The 15366-nt window shown below is 63.0% G+C and carries 13 protein-coding genes and 1 pseudogene; 12 read left to right on the top strand and 2 right to left on the bottom strand.

All coding sequences use genetic code 11. From position 1 onward, the window contains the following. The first annotated feature begins 1018 nt into the window (after positions 1–1018). The 3 genes from ACX5I4_RS13345 (at position 1019) to ACX5I4_RS13335 (ending at position 2918) form a co-directional block, all read left to right on the top strand. Positions 1019–1504, top strand: a complete 486-nt coding sequence (locus ACX5I4_RS13345; RefSeq protein ID WP_461837077.1) for a hypothetical protein — start codon at positions 1019–1021, stop codon at positions 1502–1504. Between the two features lie 60 nt (positions 1505–1564). Continuing rightward, on the top strand, positions 1565–2488 hold the full coding sequence (locus tag ACX5I4_RS13340; protein ID WP_461837076.1) for a chymotrypsin family serine protease: 924 nt from the start codon (positions 1565–1567) through the stop codon (positions 2486–2488). A 148-nt stretch (positions 2489–2636) separates the two neighbouring features. Next, entirely contained in the window at positions 2637–2918 is a 282-nt protein-coding gene (locus ACX5I4_RS13335; protein WP_461837075.1) for a hypothetical protein, read from the top strand. 15 nt (positions 2919–2933) lie between these two features. Here ACX5I4_RS13335 and ACX5I4_RS13330 read toward each other — a convergent pair whose 3' ends face one another. Continuing rightward, positions 2934–3653: an IclR family transcriptional regulator gene (locus tag ACX5I4_RS13330; protein WP_028264661.1), complete on the bottom strand. Its 720-nt coding sequence runs from the start codon at positions 3651–3653 to the stop codon at positions 2934–2936. Between the two features lie 112 nt (positions 3654–3765). On the opposite strand from ACX5I4_RS13330, the gene leuC reads away from it, so the two are divergent. From leuC to ACX5I4_RS13300, 6 genes and pseudogenes are all read left to right on the top strand, one after another. Further along, positions 3766–5220 (top strand): 3-isopropylmalate dehydratase large subunit, encoded by a 1455-nt coding sequence (gene leuC, locus ACX5I4_RS13325; RefSeq protein WP_461837074.1) that lies wholly within the window; start codon positions 3766–3768, stop codon positions 5218–5220. 10 nt (positions 5221–5230) lie between these two features. Continuing rightward, positions 5231–5833 (top strand): 3-isopropylmalate dehydratase small subunit, encoded by a 603-nt coding sequence (gene leuD, locus ACX5I4_RS13320; protein ID WP_461837073.1) that lies wholly within the window; start codon positions 5231–5233, stop codon positions 5831–5833. Positions 5834–6015: 182 nt separating this feature from the next. Further along, positions 6016–7341, top strand: a complete 1326-nt coding sequence (gene murA / locus ACX5I4_RS13315) for a UDP-N-acetylglucosamine 1-carboxyvinyltransferase (protein ID WP_461837072.1) — start codon at positions 6016–6018, stop codon at positions 7339–7341. Positions 7342–7352: 11 nt separating this feature from the next. Further along, positions 7353–8129, top strand: a pseudogene (locus ACX5I4_RS13310) (lysophospholipid acyltransferase family protein). 17 nt (positions 8130–8146) lie between these two features. After that, positions 8147–9178, top strand: a complete 1032-nt coding sequence (locus ACX5I4_RS13305; protein ID WP_461837071.1) for an NAD(P)H-dependent glycerol-3-phosphate dehydrogenase — start codon at positions 8147–8149, stop codon at positions 9176–9178. A 17-nt stretch (positions 9179–9195) separates the two neighbouring features. Then, positions 9196–10362: a D-alanine--D-alanine ligase family protein gene (locus ACX5I4_RS13300; RefSeq protein ID WP_461838726.1), complete on the top strand. Its 1167-nt coding sequence runs from the start codon at positions 9196–9198 to the stop codon at positions 10360–10362. A 53-nt stretch (positions 10363–10415) separates the two neighbouring features. On the opposite strand, the gene ACX5I4_RS13295 is transcribed toward ACX5I4_RS13300, so the two are convergent. Then, positions 10416–10931 (bottom strand): DUF3515 family protein, encoded by a 516-nt coding sequence (locus tag ACX5I4_RS13295; RefSeq protein WP_461837070.1) that lies wholly within the window; start codon positions 10929–10931, stop codon positions 10416–10418. 84 nt (positions 10932–11015) lie between these two features. Between ACX5I4_RS13295 and thiL the strand changes: the two genes are divergently transcribed. From thiL to ACX5I4_RS13280, 3 genes are read left to right on the top strand one after another with little or no spacing between them, the layout of a single operon-like run. Then, positions 11016–12029 carry a thiamine-phosphate kinase gene (gene thiL / locus ACX5I4_RS13290; protein WP_461837069.1) on the top strand — a complete coding sequence of 338 codons (1014 nt, stop codon included), beginning with the start codon at positions 11016–11018 and terminating at the stop codon, positions 12027–12029. A gap of 22 nt (positions 12030–12051) precedes the next feature. Further along, positions 12052–13092 carry a DAK2 domain-containing protein gene (locus ACX5I4_RS13285; RefSeq protein WP_461838725.1) on the top strand — a complete coding sequence of 347 codons (1041 nt, stop codon included), beginning with the start codon at positions 12052–12054 and terminating at the stop codon, positions 13090–13092. Further along, complete coding sequence (locus ACX5I4_RS13280; RefSeq protein WP_461837068.1) at positions 13082–15361, top strand: ATP-dependent DNA helicase RecG; 2280 nt, start codon at positions 13082–13084, stop codon at positions 15359–15361. The genes ACX5I4_RS13285 and ACX5I4_RS13280 overlap by 11 nt, the downstream gene beginning before the upstream one ends. The last annotated feature ends 5 nt before the right edge of the window (positions 15362–15366 follow it).

Here is a 15366-nt window from a genome sequence, read left to right as displayed (position 1 = left end):
TGGCCCATCCGATATCCACCGGAGGCCGCGGTTGTCCCAAGGAGTAAGGCTCACCCGGCCCGCAGGCTGAGGGACGTCATTTATGAAACGATCGCAAAATGCCTCGAAGCGCCCGCCATTGACGATGGAACCGTCCGCGTGACGTAATAAGCGCTTGCTTCGCGGGTGGACGCACTCGCCCGGCGCCTTTGGGCGTCCGGATGCACGCAGGATTTTTGGATCGATACACTGCCATTCTTGGAGTCATGGCTTGCGGAGCTGCCTACGTTCCGGTCGACATCGAAGAGCCGGAAGAACGGGTGGAGACTGCGCGGTCGGAAGCGGGCGTCTGCGCAGTGATCGGCGGGCACCTTGCAATCACGCAGTACGCAAGGCAGGGTGCATGTCAGCCGTCGAGAGCCGCCCTCCGCACTTTAGCCACAAGCAAGCCCGCAGCGCGGCCGGTCAACAGTCGAGGACCGGGCCGTGGACTGGCCTATTAGGCCAGATGGTCCGGGAGCCTGACGCCGGCGGCGTCCAGCTCCGGTCGGACACATGGCGGAGACCGTTGTTCCGAGCCGTAGATATTCCCCGGCTGAGTGAAGCTGTAATCTGCGAACCACACGCCAAAGCCCGGGGACAACATGCCGGCTTTTCAAGCAAGCCCATTTGGACAGGAGAGCCTTGCGGTTGGCGCAAGTTCATGACTTGGCCCAGCAATCGGGGAACGTTGTGTTGAGATCATTTTTTACAGTCGTTGTTCTTAATGCGCATTGGGTATTGACAGAGAGCCTGGTGGCGGAGGAGAGTCTGCTCACCGACGAGGATCGTCGTGGTTTCCAATGGATTTAGGGCATATTGGGGGAATCATGGAACAGTGGCGTTTGTGTTTCCTAGCTAAGGGATCTCAGGTCAAATACCGTCCTGGAAGAGGACTCGATGCCGAGACAATCGGCCCTGTCTCGGTGGCCAAGATCCCCGTTCTCAGTCAGACACACTCAATGTAAATTCTCGTCAAATCTACGTTGAGGGGTGAACGGTGGCGAACACTCGCTGGTGGCAGAAAGCATTACCCGTTCTGATCGCTTCCTTCGCGCTCGCAGCGTGTGGAGGATCTCCCGGCCCGGGCACCGCTGCTCCGACTCCCACACCGACTATTACCTGCGCGTCGTTCCTGCCGACAGCTCCCTGCAGCACCTACGCAAGCGTTTCGGGCAAGACAGACGGCAAGGACCTTCCCTGGGCATCCTCCGGATCTGTTACCGCGAAACTGCAAACCGTGGACGGATCGCTCCATTTGACCGTCACGACCACGTGTGGACCATTAGGCGGGCCCGCAACAAGAACAGGAACGGTTCTCACGGTGGGAGATATCGCCGTGGGTGCCGCCGCCTGCGCCGAACTCACCGCCTCCCAGCAGCAATGGGTCCTGGCCTTCCTCAAGAGGCCCATCGATATGGCATACAACAACGGCATTCTGACATGGACCAGCGGAACCGACTCGCTGGCCTTCAAACCGAAGTAGCCATCTACAGCATCCCAGAGTCAAATTCGTCCCCACGAATCGAAGGCCCGTGGGATATCAGTGACATTCTCAGAGCGCCCGTATTCGTTGCCTGAAATCCGTGCCGCCATCAAACGGATCGACGCCCAGAAGAAGGCAATAACGGCTTTGGGGTTCCAAGTTGAGGGAATCGTCGGAGTTCGGGACGATGACGGAGCCATCGCAGTTGAAGGTCATGCGATTGGGGCCGCTGCCGTCGACACGGCAAGAGTAGCCGACGTCGCAAAACAAGCGGCGGGCACGGCGGTCAGATTGGTTGACGGGAAGCGAAGCACACCTGCAACACGTTCCAACGACTCCTCGCCATTTAACTCGGGCGCCTACATGCAAACTGGCTCTTATTCCAAATGCACCACAGGATTCGCCCTCGCGGATGCGAATCGGACGTACACGATCACTGCCAGACACTGTGACCTCGGGCCTTGGTATGACCGCAATGATTGGGGTGTTTCCTTAGGAAGCGAATTCTGGGATTCTTCCGGTGGCCAAGCATCGTTGATGACCGGGTACGGCAGCAAATGGATGTACGACGGTACGTGGGACAACAGCTGGGGCTACTCGAAGGCAACAGCCGGATTTCAAGATGTGTCTCTCGGGGATTGGATCTGCACAAGCGGCGGCAACTCCGGGGTCCACTGCGGAATTCAAGTCGAGGGCATGTGGTACTTGTGGGATGACGGATACGGTAGCGCCTACAACATTGAGGCCTTCCAGATGACCTGGCCTCAGATCGCGGCCATTCAGGGCGACAGCGGCGGGCCGGTCCTCATGCCTTATTCAAACGGCACCGTAGGGGCCGTTGGCATGATCCAGGCCGTCCTAAATGCCCGCTACGACAACTGCGGTTCAGTCCATGACCCCGGCTACCTGTGCTCGCAAGCCGTCCTCTTCACCTCAACCCGAACCATCGCAAATAACTATGGCCTGAGCCTAGTCACCTGGTAGTGCGCCGCCGAAGCCCGGCTTTACTCCCACGAAAGGCTGTTGGGAGTTGCTCCCTGGGAGCGGATGGCGATCCTTTTCCTGTGGCCGTAGTAGCCCTCCCGGGCGCGGATCCGGACTGGGAGGTCTACTCAGGCCCGGGACTGGCGTAGTGAGCCGGATGCTCCGGGAACCGGACTCCGGCGGGATCCAGCTCGGGACGGACACCTGGCGGGAGACGCGCCAGCTTCCAGAATTTGACCTGATCACGCCCCGCGACGCGTCACCATCCACAGGGGATGCGTTACAGACGCATCTCTTCCACGACCGAATCATGCGCATGGACGAAATCGATCTGGGGGTCAACTCGACACTGGGTCCGAATAGCGGCGTCGTGGATGCATGTTCCGTCTCCGACGAACTCGTTCTGCGGCATCTCGGCGACTATGACTGAGCTCGGCGAAAGAAGTCAGTCGTTGTTCTTGCGCAAGGCTTCTGTCAGCACCCGGGCGGCATTGCAGACGACTTCGGCATGGAGGCGTCCAGGTTGGCGCGTCAGGCGCTCGATGGGGCCCGAGATGGACACCGCAGCAATGACCCGGCCGGAAGGGCCGCGCACCGGTGCGGAGACTGAGGCGACGCCAGGCTCGCGTTCGCCCAGGCTCTGGGCCCAGCCCCGGCGTCGTACTCCCGCCAGGACCGTCGGCGTGAACCGGGCATTCTGGAGTCCGTCCAGAAGACGGTCGTGGTCTTCCCATGCCAGCAGGATTTGCGCGGCGGAGCCGGCCTTCATGGACAGCTGGGTGCCCACGGGAATGGTGTCGCGCAGGCCGATCGGGCGTTCGGCGGAGGCGACGCACACCCGCCAGTCGCCCTGCCGGCGGAAGATCTGGGCGCTTTCTCCGGTGGCGTCGCGGAGCTGGATGAGGACGGGACCGGCTGAGGCGATGAGCCTGTCTTCGCCGGCCGCCGAGGCGAGCTCAACGAGGCGGCTGCCGAGGACAAATCGCCCTTGGATATCACGGCTCACGAGGCGGTGGTGGACCAGTGCCAGTGCCAGCCGGTGCACGGTGGGACGGGCCAGTCCGGTCGCGGCCACAAGTTGGGCGAGCGTGGTTGGCCCCGCCTCAAGTGCATCGAGCACCTGGGCCGCTTTATCGATGACGCCGACTCCACTAGAATTGTCCATGTAATGATATTGCCGTCTCAATATCTGAGATGCAAGTTGTTTCGCTGGCGCAGTTTGAATCGCTGATGTTCAGTGGAAGTAGTCAAGCCAACCGCAGTGAAGGGAGCAGGCCGTGGGAAAGACACTGGCCGAGAAAGTTTGGGATGCGCACGTGGTGCGCAAGGGCGAAGGCGAAGGAGCCAACGCCCAGCCCGATCTTCTGTTCATCGACCTGCACCTCGTGCATGAAGTGACGTCGCCGCAGGCCTTTGAAGGTCTCCGGTTGGCCGGCCGTAAACTGCGCCGGCCGGACCTCACCATCGCGACCGAGGACCACAACACGCCCACGCTGGACATCGACAAGCCGATTGCCGATCTCACCAGCCGCACGCAGATCCAGACCTTGCGCAACAACTGCCAGGAGTTCGGGGTCCGCCTGCACTCGCTCGGCGATGCCGAGCAGGGCATTGTCCACGTCGTCGGTCCGCAGCTGGGGCTCACCCAGCCCGGCATGACGGTTGTCTGTGGCGATTCCCACACCTCCACGCACGGTGCATTCGGCGCCCTCGCCATGGGCATCGGCACCTCCGAGGTGGAACACGTCATGGCCACCCAGACGCTGTCCCTCAAGCCGTTCAAGACCATGGCCATCAACGTCGAGGGCACCCTGCGCCCGGGCGTGTCTGCAAAGGACATCATCCTGGCGGTCATCGCCAAGATCGGCACGGGTGGCGGCCAGGGCTACGTCTTGGAGTACCGCGGATCGGCCATCCGTGCGCTGTCCATGGATGCCCGCATGACGATTTGCAACATGTCCATTGAAGCCGGTGCCCGCGCTGGCCTGGTGGCCCCGGACCAGACCACCTACGACTACATGTACGGCCGTCCCCACGCCCCCCAGGGCGAGGAATGGGATGCCGCCGTCGCGTACTGGAACACGCTGCACACGGACGACGACGCCACTTTCGATGTCGAGGTGGACCTCGACGCCGATACCCTGGAGCCGTTTGTGACCTGGGGGACCAACCCGGGCCAGGGTATTTCACTCAACGAAGCGGTTCCGTTCCCCGGGGACTTCGGTGACGAGAACGCCAAGCTGGCGGCCGAACGCGCGTTGCAGTACATGGGACTCGAGGCAGGCACGCCCATGAAGGACATCCGGGTGGACACGGTCTTCCTCGGTTCCTGCACGAACTCCCGCATCGAGGACCTCCGCGCCGCCGCGGACGTCATCCGCGGCCGGGAAAAGGACCCGAAGGTCCGGATGCTCGTGGTTCCCGGCTCGGCACGCGTCCGCCTTGAGGCCGAAGCCGAGGGCCTGGACAAGGTGTTCAAGGAATTCGGCGCTGAATGGCGCTTCGCCGGCTGCTCCATGTGCCTGGGCATGAATCCGGATCAGCTCGAACCAGGGGAGCGCTGCGCATCCACCTCGAACCGCAACTTCGAAGGACGCCAGGGCAAGGGCGGCCGCACTCACTTGGTTTCGCCGGTAGTCGCTGCGGCCACGGCTGTACGCGGGACGTTGAGCTCGCCGTCGGACCTGGAGCCCGCCTCCGTCTCCGCATCCACCACCACCGACGCCGCCTAGGAGGATCCCCATGGAAAAGTTCACTACACACACCGGCATCGGTGTCCCGCTGCGCCAGAGCAATGTGGACACGGACCAGATCATTCCAGCCGTCTACCTGAAGCGGATTACCCGTACCGGCTTCGAGGACGCACTGTTCTCAGCGTGGCGCAAGGACCCGTCCTTCATCCTTAACCAGGAGCCCTTCACCGCGGGATCCGTCCTGGTAGCGGGCCCCGATTTCGGCACCGGTTCATCCCGTGAACACGCAGTCTGGGCGCTGAAGGACTACGGGTTCAAGGCCGTGTTGTCTTCCCGTTTCGCGGACATCTTCCGCGGCAACTCCGGAAAGCAGGGCCTCCTGGCTGCGGAACTCGCCCAGGACGATATCGAGCTCATCTGGAAAGTGCTTGAAAACGCCCCGGGCACCGAAGTCAAGGTGGACCTTGTGTCCAAAACCATTGAGTGCGGCAACGTCGTGGCACCGTTCGAGATCGACGACTACACCCGCTGGCGCCTCCTGGAGGGCCTGGATGACATCGGCCTGACACTCCAGCACGAGGAAGATATCACGGCCTACGAAGCCACGAGGCCCTCTTTCAAGCCGAAAACCCTGCCCGCGCGGATCCAGTAGCTCAACGGAGATCCAGTAGCTCAACCGATAGGACCGGCAGGGACGAAGCTCCGTGCCGGTCCTTTTCCGTCGGTGGAAGCATTTCCGGGCGTGCTCCATTTCGAATCGGTAACGTCAGCTTTTATGCTTAGCTGGAGCCTTCGTAAGTATGGGGGCATCAACTCGTGAGGAAACCGGTATAGATGAGTAGTGTCCTGACAATCCGCGGCGGCGTCCCATTGACCGGCCGTGTCACCGTCAGAGGGGCCAAGAACCTTGTTCCCAAGGCCATGGTGGCTTCGCTTCTCGGCAACGAACCCTCGGTGCTGCGGAACGTCCCGGAAATCAAGGACGTGGAGGTCGTCACCAGCCTGCTGCAGCTCCATGGTGTGACTGTTCAGAAAGACCCTGTCTCTGGCGATCTCACGCTGGATCCCAAGAACGCCAAAACAGCGTCCAGCACCGCGATCGACGCCCACGCAGGGGACTCCCGCATCCCGATCCTGCTGTGCGGGCCGCTGATCCATGCCATTGGCGAAGCCTTCATTCCGGACCTCGGTGGCTGCAAGATCGGTGACAGGCCCATCGATTACCACCTCAACGTACTCCGCCAGTTTGGCGCCGTTGTCGAAAAGCGCCCCGGCGGCATCCACATTTCTGCCCCCAAGGGACTCCACGGCGCCAAGATCTCCCTCCCGTACCCTTCGGTGGGAGCCACGGAACAGGTCCTGTTGAGCGCCACGCGCGCCGAGGGCATCACTGAACTGAGCGGTGCCGCCACCGAACCCGAAATCATCGACCTCATTGCTGTCCTGCAAAAGATGGGCGCCATCATCAGCGTCCAGACTGACCGCACCATCAGGATCGAAGGCGTCAAGGACCTGGGCGGTTACGACCACCGCGCGCTGCCTGACCGCAACGAATCGGCGTCATGGGCTTCCGCTGCCTTGGTGACCCGTGGAGATATCTTCGTCGAGGGTGCTTCGCAGCGAGACATGATGACTTTCCTGAACACCTACCGCAAGGTAGGTGGCGGCATGGATATCCGCGAAGACGGCATCCGCTTCTACCACCCTGGCGGCAAGCTTAGCCCGCTCGTCCTTGAAACAGATGTGCACCCGGGATTCATGACCGACTGGCAGCAGCCCCTGGTGGTCGCCCTGACCCAGGCTGAAGGCGTGTCGATCGTGCATGAAACCGTGTACGAAAACCGCTTCGGCTTTACCGATGCGCTGACCCGCATGGGTGCCACCATCCAGGTCCACCGTGAGTGCCTCGGAAGCGTTCCGTGCCGATTCGGCCAGCGCAATTTCCTGCATTCCGCGGTCATCTCAGGACCCACCCCGCTCAGGGGTACCGACATCGATATCCCCGATCTCCGTGGCGGATTCAGCCACCTAATTGCGGCGCTTGCCGCGACCGGCACGTCCAGGGTGACCGGGATCGACATCATTAACCGCGGCTACGAGCGCTTTACTGAAAAGCTCGCCGGCCTCGGTGCCGATTTCGACCTCACCGACTCCAAGTAACGGGGGATACCTTGAAGGAATCGGCCCGGAGCCGTGCCATGTTCGCAGTTCTCGCGGGAATTGCGCGTCCGCTCATGAATATCCTCATGGCGAAGAAGTGGGAGGGGACTGAAAAGCTTCCCGCAGGCGGCTTCATTGCCGCCCCGAACCATTGCACCGAAATCGACCCGGTTGTAGTGGGTCACATGCTTTACAACATGAAGCGTCCACCGCATTTCCTTGCGAAGTCCGGACTGTTCAAGGCCCCGATCCTGGGGGGCCTGTTGCGCGCCACGAACCAGATTCCGGTGGAACGCTCGAACGACGGGTGCGAACCGCTCGCTGCAAGCCGCCCAGCAAGTGGTGGATGCCGGCGGCGCCATCATCATCTATCCCGAAGGCACCTTGACGCGTGACCCTGATTTGTGGCCGATGAAGGGCCACACCGGAGCTGCGCGCCTGGCAATCCAGACCGGTGCGCCCGTGGTTCCCATTGCCCATTGGGGTGCCCACGAGGTCTTCCCCGGTACGCCAAGCGCCTCCATGTCTTCCCGAGGAAGACCTCCCGCGTCCTGGTGGGCGATCCCGTGGATCTCAGTGCCTTCCACGGCCGGACGCTGGACCGGGCCACTTTGGTGGAGGCGACGGACATCATCATGGACGCCATCACGGAACTCCTGGCTACCTTGCGCGGGGAAGAACCGCCCGCGGAACGCTGGGATCCTGCAGCCCACAACCAGTCCAAGCACGGTCGTTTCCAGGCGACTGAGGAAACCACGGGCACCAACGGCACGGACGGACAGAAGTGACCGCTCCCGAGGTACCTATGGCTAACACGGCGGTAGTTGCCGTTCTTGGCGCCGGATCCTGGGGCACCACGTTCGCCAAGGTCCTGGCGGATGCGGCAATAGCCAGCGGCACAGAGCGCAGCATCCGCATTTGGGGCCGGCGGGACGAAGTAGTTGCCCAGATCAACTTGGAGCACCGCAATACGCAGTATTTGAAGGACATCGCGCTGCCCGATTGCATTACCGCGTCAACGGACGTGTCAGAGGTCCTTAGCGGTGCCGGGATCGTCATTCTCGCCGTGCCGGCACAATCGCTCCGGCTTCAACTGCGCAAATGGAAGCCACTCGTGGCCCCGGAGGCCATTGTCGTCTCCCTCATGAAGGGCCTTGAACTCGGCACGGACTCGCGCATGAGCCAGGTTATCTCCGAGGAACTCGACATCCCGCAGGAGCGTGTCGCCGTGGTTTCAGGGCCAAACCTGGCCATGGAAATCGCGCGGCAAGAACCGACGGCTTCCGTGGTGGCATGCAGCGACGAGGCAACCGCTGCCGAAATTGCGCACTGCTGCACAGCGCCCTACTTCCGCCCCTACACGAGCAACGACGTGGTCGGTGTCGAAATCGGCGGAATCGTGAAGAACGTCATCGCCCTCGCCGTCGGCATCTGCGAAGGCAAGCAAATGGGAGACAACACGAAGGCCTCGGTGATCACCCGCGGCCTCGCGGAAACGTCACGGCTTGCCCTTGCCCTGGGTGGCGAGGCACGCACCATGGCCGGTCTTGCCGGCCTGGGCGACCTCGTGGCGACCTGTTCCTCGCCGCTGTCCCGCAACCATACGGCGGGCCGTTTGCTCGGCGAAGGCTTGACCCTCGAACAGGTTACAGAGCGCATGACGCAGACCGCGGAAGGTATCAAATCCGGGTACGCTGTCTACGAACTAGCCGGAAAACTCGGTGTCGACATGCCGATCACGGCGGCCGTCGTAGCCGTCCTGGAAGGCAAACTTTCCGTTGATGAACTTGGGCCCAGACTCTTGGCCCGCTCCCTGAAGTCCGAAGGCGATTACTGACTGTGACCGAAGAATCCTTGTCCGCCGGAGCTGCTGAGTCCCCTGGAACTGCTGCTTCCGCAAAACCCTCCGAACGTCGTCGGCCGCGCGTCGCAGTACTCTTTGGAGGCCGCTCGAGCGAACACGCCGTCAGTTGTGTCACGGCTGCCGGAGTCATGGGCGCCATCGACAAGAGCAAGTACGACGTCGTTCCCATCGGGATCGCGAAGTCCGGCCAGTGGGTGCTCCCTTCCGCTGACATCAGCAAGTGGTCATTGAGCGGCGCGGCACTGCCGGAGGTGGCACCATCCGGGAAGACCGTCACGCTTGCCGAGATAGGCGGGGCCCACCAGTTGATCGTCACGGCACCGAACGCTGTGCCGGAGGAACTGGGCTCCGTGGACGTAGTTTTCCCGCTCCTGCACGGACCTTGGGGCGAAGACGGCACGGTCCAGGGACTCTTGGAGCTTTCGGACACCCGGTATGTTGGAGCCGGAGTCCTGGCTTCCGCGGTCGGCATGGACAAACACTTCATGAAGGTCGTTTTCGAGGCCGCCGGCCTTACCGTGGGACCGTACGTCGCTGTCACTGACCGTGAATGGATCAACGACGCCGAAGCCGTGCGCAAGCGCGTGGACCGCCTCGGCTTCCCGGTCTTCGTCAAGCCCGCCCGCGCCGGTTCCTCGATGGGGATTTCCAAGGTCGATTCCATGGACGGGTTGGATGCCGCCATCGAGGAAGCACGTCGGCACGACCTCAAACTGGTGATCGAGGCCGGCATTGTTGGCCGCGAAATCGAGTGCGCTGTCCTTGAAGGACGCGGCACTGCGGCTCCGCGCACCTCCATGCCGGGAGAGATCGCGGTCGCTCCAGGCGAGCACGAGTTCTATGACTTCAACGCCAAATATGTGGAAGACGGCGCCGCTGCCTTAAGCTGCCCGGCCGATATTCCGGACGAGGCCATTGTCCGCGTGCGTGAGCTTGCTGCGGCAGCGTTCGATGCCGTCGGTGCTGAAGGCCTCAGCCGCGTTGATTTCTTCTACACGCCGGACGGCGAGCTCATCATCAACGAGATCAACACGATGCCGGGATTCACGCCCAAGAGCATGTATCCGCAGATGTGGGCGGCTTCCGGGCTGGGCTATGCCGAGTTGATCGACGAACTCATCTATTTGGCGCTCAATCGGAAAACCGGCCTGCGCTGAAAGGTTAGCGCTGAAAATCGGCTCGCGCTGAAAGCCGGCTCGCGCCGGGACAGCTACTTCCCAGGGGTGCTAGTCGGCAGGTTTTGCAGCAGCTCAGGCTGGCCAACGCACTTGCGTACGGCCTTGATCTTCGCTGCAGCAGGAGCCAAATCGGCGAGGACCGTCGCAGAGCTGATCTTGTTCGGGTCCATCAGGATTTCCGTGGCGGGCTCGCGCCCGTAGGTGGTCAGTGTCCACACCGGGTCGCCTTCCTTGATTACCCAGTCGACGTCGTTCACGGTGACGCAGCGGTCCGTGGTGGGGCCGGGTATGTTGACGCCGCAACGCAGTATCAGGACAGAAGGATCGCCCCATGCGGCCGTCGCCTGGCTGTTGGTCTTCCGCAGGGCGGCATCGCCGACGGTGTCCGGAAGTGCCACCATCATGGGTGCGCAAGCCGCGTTCGCTGCATCGGCGGCAGGCTTGACGTCGACCACGGGGGAGCAGGCCGCGAGGGTAAGAACCGAAACCGCCGCGGCCGTCAGGGAGCAAAGGGCGCGGACGTACACAGCGGCTTTCGTTTGTTGCATTGATCAAGCCTATCGCGGCCGCGGCAAGCCCCTCGCGCCAAGGGACAGCCCTTTGTTGTCTGCGGTTCGCGATAGCGTAGAGCTGTGTCCATAGAAAAACAGACTGTCGCTGAGCTCTCCGAAGGGGAGCTCCTTGCGCGTATTTTTCCGCGCCTGCACCGCAGCAGCAGTGTGCTGCTCGGACCGGGGGACGACGCCGCCGTCGTCGCCGCTCCGGATGGCCGGACCTTGATTTCCATTGACACCCAGACCCAGGACCAGGACTTCCGCCTGCAATGGAACAACGGATACCGCACCACAGGGTATGACGTCGGTTGGAAATCGGCGGCACAGAATCTCAGCGACATCAACGCGATGGGTGGAACCGCGGTGTCCCTCGTCGTGAGCCTGACCATGCCGCCCGGTACTCCCGTGCAGTGGGTTGAGGACTTCGCGGATGGTTTGACTGCCGGCATCGTCGGTCTGGGGGCTACCGACTGTTCGGTTGCCGGGGGAGACTTGGGCCGTGGCAGTGAAATTGCCGTGACGGTCGCGGTCATCGGGACAATGCACGGGCTTCCGGCTGTGTTGCGCTCCGGTGCCAGGCCGGGGGATGTCCTGGCCCTTGCGGGAACTGTTGGCCGCGCTGCCGCTGGTTTGGCTCTCCTGGAAAGCACCATTCCCTTCGGAAACCTGAACCCTGCCCAGCGCGCACTCATGGACAGCCAGTGCCGGCCGCAGCCGCCGCTTGCTGCAGGTCCGCTGGGTGCCAAAGCCGGAGCAACCGCCATGATGGATGTCTCCGATGGCCTCTTGCGCGACGGCGTCCGGCTCGCCGAAGCCAGCGGTGTCGCACTCGATCTCGACCCCATAGCGCTCAAGGCCCTCGCCACTGGCTTGGAAGCTGCCTCGGCTTTCCTTGGCAGCGATCCCATGGACTGGATTCTCGGCGGTGGAGAGGACCATGGCCTGCTGGCGACTTTTCCAGCAAATGTTCAGTTACCTTCCGGCTTCACTGCGATAGGCTCGATCCAGGCCGTTGCCGAAGGGCAGCACAGCGGCGTCCGGATAGCGGGAATGCCCGCTGACACCGTGGGATGGGATCACTTTGCAGACTAAGATTGCCGCCAATGCGCACGCCATGAAACGGTGGCTGGGCAAGGCGGAGACCACGCTCGGGAATCACAGCGATCGCCTCAATGCCATCAACATCTTCCCCGTTGCAGATGGCGATACCGGCACCAACCTATACCTCACAGTCCGCGCCGCTGCCGCGGCATTCGTTGATGGTTCCGGCCCGGACGAACCAAGCAACGACGTCGGTGCCGTTCTGGCCAGTGCAGGCCGGGCGGCCATGGAGCAGGCGCGCGGGAACTCCGGAACACTCTTTGCCGTCTTTCTGTGTGCCGCGGCTGAGCCGCTCGTCGGCCACACCCGGCTCAGCGCGCCGCTCCTTGCCACCGCCCTGAACCGTGCCCAGATCCGGGCATGGTCGGCCTTGAGCGAGCCTGTGCCGGGCACTATGCTCTCCGTTCTGGAGGCTGCTGCAAGGGCCGCGGGTGAATGCGACACCGCACACAACGGCGATGACAGCAACCAGGCTTTGGGCTTGGCCCTCGATGCCGCCGTCAATGCCGCGTTGGATGCGGTGGTGCGCACCGAGGACCAGCTCGCCCCACTCCATGCTGCGCATGTGGTGGACGCGGGCGGCGTGGGTATGTTGTTGATCCTCGACTGCCTGCGTTCGGCCGTCCTCGGCGAAGAACTCCAGGATGAGCTCCTGGACGGACTCCACGGCTATGACCTGCAGGATCCGCACATCCATGCGGGAATGCCTGATGACGATGGGGTCGAAGTCATGTGCACCATTAGTCTTTCACCGCTCGCCGCTGCAACGCTGCGCCAGCGATTGGACGAACTCGGTGATTCCGTCATCATGAGCCAGGTGGGCAGCGCGAGCCATGCAGGCAGCCCGGCAGGACCGGACGACGACGATGATGACGACGACGATGACGCAGTAGAAACCAACTACCGCTGGCGCGTGCATGTCCACGTACCGGAAGCGGAACCGGCCGTGGCGATCATCCGCTCACTCGGCGACCCCACCGACATCTCCGTCAGCCAGCTGTCGATGCCGCGCGACCCTGGCCTCCCGGCAGGCCAGCACGGGCATGAATCCTGAGCTCCAGCTTCCGCTCGAACGAAGGATCGGCAAACGCTCCGCCTCCGTCATCGAGAAGCACCTCGGGTTGGACACCGTCGGGGAGCTGCTGAACTACTTTCCCCGCCGCTACCTGAGCCGCGGGGAGCTGACCCCCATCAGCAAACTGCCGCTGGATGAAGAGGCCACCCTCATCGCCAGGGTGCTATCCAACTCCACACGGCAGATGCGGGCAAGGCGTGGATCGTTGACCGACGTGGTGGTCACTGACGAGGCCAGCGGCGAGCAGATCCCCGGAACCCTGAAGATCAGTTTTTTCAACGGCTTCCGCGCCCGCAGCGAACTCCAACCGGGGCGCCGCGTCATGTTCTCCGGCAAAGTCAGCCGTTACGGCGGATCCCTGGGCATGACCAATCCGGACTTCATACTGCTGGACGAGGACCCCGAGTTGGCCGGTTCCGTTGATCCGGAGAAGCTCGCGGCCATGCCCATCCCCGTCTATCCCGCCACCGCGAAGCTCACCAGCTGGTCCATCCACAAGGTCGTCACCACGCTTCTGGACACTATAGATGTGGACAGCATCGAAGATCCGCTGCCTTCGGAAATTGCCTCCCGGGAGAATTTCCTGGAGGTAGGGCAGGCGTATCGGCTCATCCATTCGCCGGAAACGGCAACGGACTGGCAGCGTGCCCGGGACCGTTTCCGTTACCAGGAAGCCTTGGTGTTGCAGACCGCGCTGGCACGGCGTCGGGCCCAACTGGCGGCCGAAGAGGCGACCGCGCGACGGCCCATACCCGATGGCATCCTTGCCTCGTTCGACCGGCAGTTGCCGTTCACGCTGACCGCCGGCCAGGCCGCCGTCGGGAAGACGCTTTCCCAGGAACTGGCACTGGACTCGCCCATGAACCGGTTGCTGCAAGGTGAAGTCGGGTCCGGAAAAACGATTGTGGCCTTGCGGGCCATGCTGCAGGTGGTGGATGCCGGCGGGCAGGCGGCGTTGCTTGCCCCCACCGAGGTCCTCGCGGCACAGCACTTCGATTCCATCCGGAGGACCCTTGGTCCGCTGGCCCGCGATGGTTTGTTCGGCGGCGCAGGAATGCTGGGCGGGGCCGGACTGTTGGGCAGCGACCCCGGGAGCGGCCCGGGATCTGTCCAGGTCACCTTGCTGACAGGCTCCATGCCGACGGCTGCCCGCAAGCAGGCCATGCTGGACGCCGCCTCGGGTAACGCCGGCATTGTGATCGGCACCCACGCGCTGCTGAGCGACAAGACGTCCTTTCAGGACCTCGGACTGATCGTCGTGGATGAGCAGCACCGGTTCGGAGTGGAACAGCGGGACGCCCTGCGGGCCAAGGCAAACCGTCCGCCCCACCTGTTGGTGATGACCGCCACTCCGATTCCGCGCACCGTTGCCATGACGGTCTTCGGCGACCTCGAGACGTCCGTGCTGGACGAACTTCCCGCTGGCAGGGCACCGATCTCCACCCACGTCGTAGGGCTCGCCGAAAACCCGGGTTGGGCGGCGAGGATCTGGAAACGCTCGCGGGAAGAGATTGATGCCGGCCACCAGGTGTATGTGGTCTGTCCCAAGATCGGCGGCGACGACGACGGCGACTTCAGCCCCGGCGAAGCGGAACCGAGCGACGCGGAACTTTCGGACGAGGGCCCCGCGCGCGAGCTCGCCTCGGTAACCGCCGTCGTCGAAACACTCAGCCAGGAACCCGCCTTGCGCGGCGTCCGGGTGGAACCCCTGCACGGACGACAGGATCCAGCGCTCAAGTCTGAAACCATGGCCTCGTTCACTGCCAACCAGACCCAGCTGCTGGTGTCCACCACAGTCATCGAGGTGGGAGTGGACGTCCATAACGCCACCCTCATGGTGATCCTGGATGCCGACCGCTTCGGCATATCGCAACTTCACCAGTTGCGCGGGCGGGTGGGCCGGGGCGGTCTGCCCGGCACGTGCCTGCTGGTCACCACGCTCGAGCCCGGCCATCCAAGCCGTAGGCGCCTCGACGCCGTTGCTTCCACCACCGACGGCTTCGAGCTCTCCCAGGAAGACCTCAAGCTGCGTCGCGAAGGTGACATCCTGGGTGCCTCGCAATCCGGTGGGCGTTCCACCCTCAAGCTGTTGCGGGTCCTGGAGCATGAAGATGTGATCGCCCGTGCCCGCACCGATGCCCAGCAGCTCGTGGCCAACGATCCAGGACTGCAAGGCCAACAGGCACTCGCCGCGGCAATCGACGAATATCTCAACCCCGAAAAGGAGGCGTTCCTTGAACGCGGCTAAGGAAT

Source organism: Arthrobacter sp. MMS24-S77 (assembly GCF_054888235.1).
This window is presented reverse-complemented; position numbering and strand designations above follow the sequence as displayed.

Coding starts and splice junctions, on each gene's coding strand:
- ACX5I4_RS13330 (WP_028264661.1), bottom strand. CDS start 3,653: ATGGACAATTCTAGTGGAGTCGGCGTCATCGATAAAGCGGCCCAGGTG.
- leuD (WP_461837073.1), top strand. CDS start 5,231: ATGGAAAAGTTCACTACACACACCGGCATCGGTGTCCCGCTGCGCCAG.
- murA (WP_461837072.1), top strand. CDS start 6,016: ATGAGTAGTGTCCTGACAATCCGCGGCGGCGTCCCATTGACCGGCCGT.
- ACX5I4_RS13305 (WP_461837071.1), top strand. CDS start 8,147: ATGGCTAACACGGCGGTAGTTGCCGTTCTTGGCGCCGGATCCTGGGGC.
- ACX5I4_RS13295 (WP_461837070.1), bottom strand. CDS start 10,931: ATGCAACAAACGAAAGCCGCTGTGTACGTCCGCGCCCTTTGCTCCCTG.
- ACX5I4_RS13285 (WP_461838725.1), top strand. CDS start 12,052: ATGAAACGGTGGCTGGGCAAGGCGGAGACCACGCTCGGGAATCACAGC.
- ACX5I4_RS13280 (WP_461837068.1), top strand. CDS start 13,082: ATGAATCCTGAGCTCCAGCTTCCGCTCGAACGAAGGATCGGCAAACGC.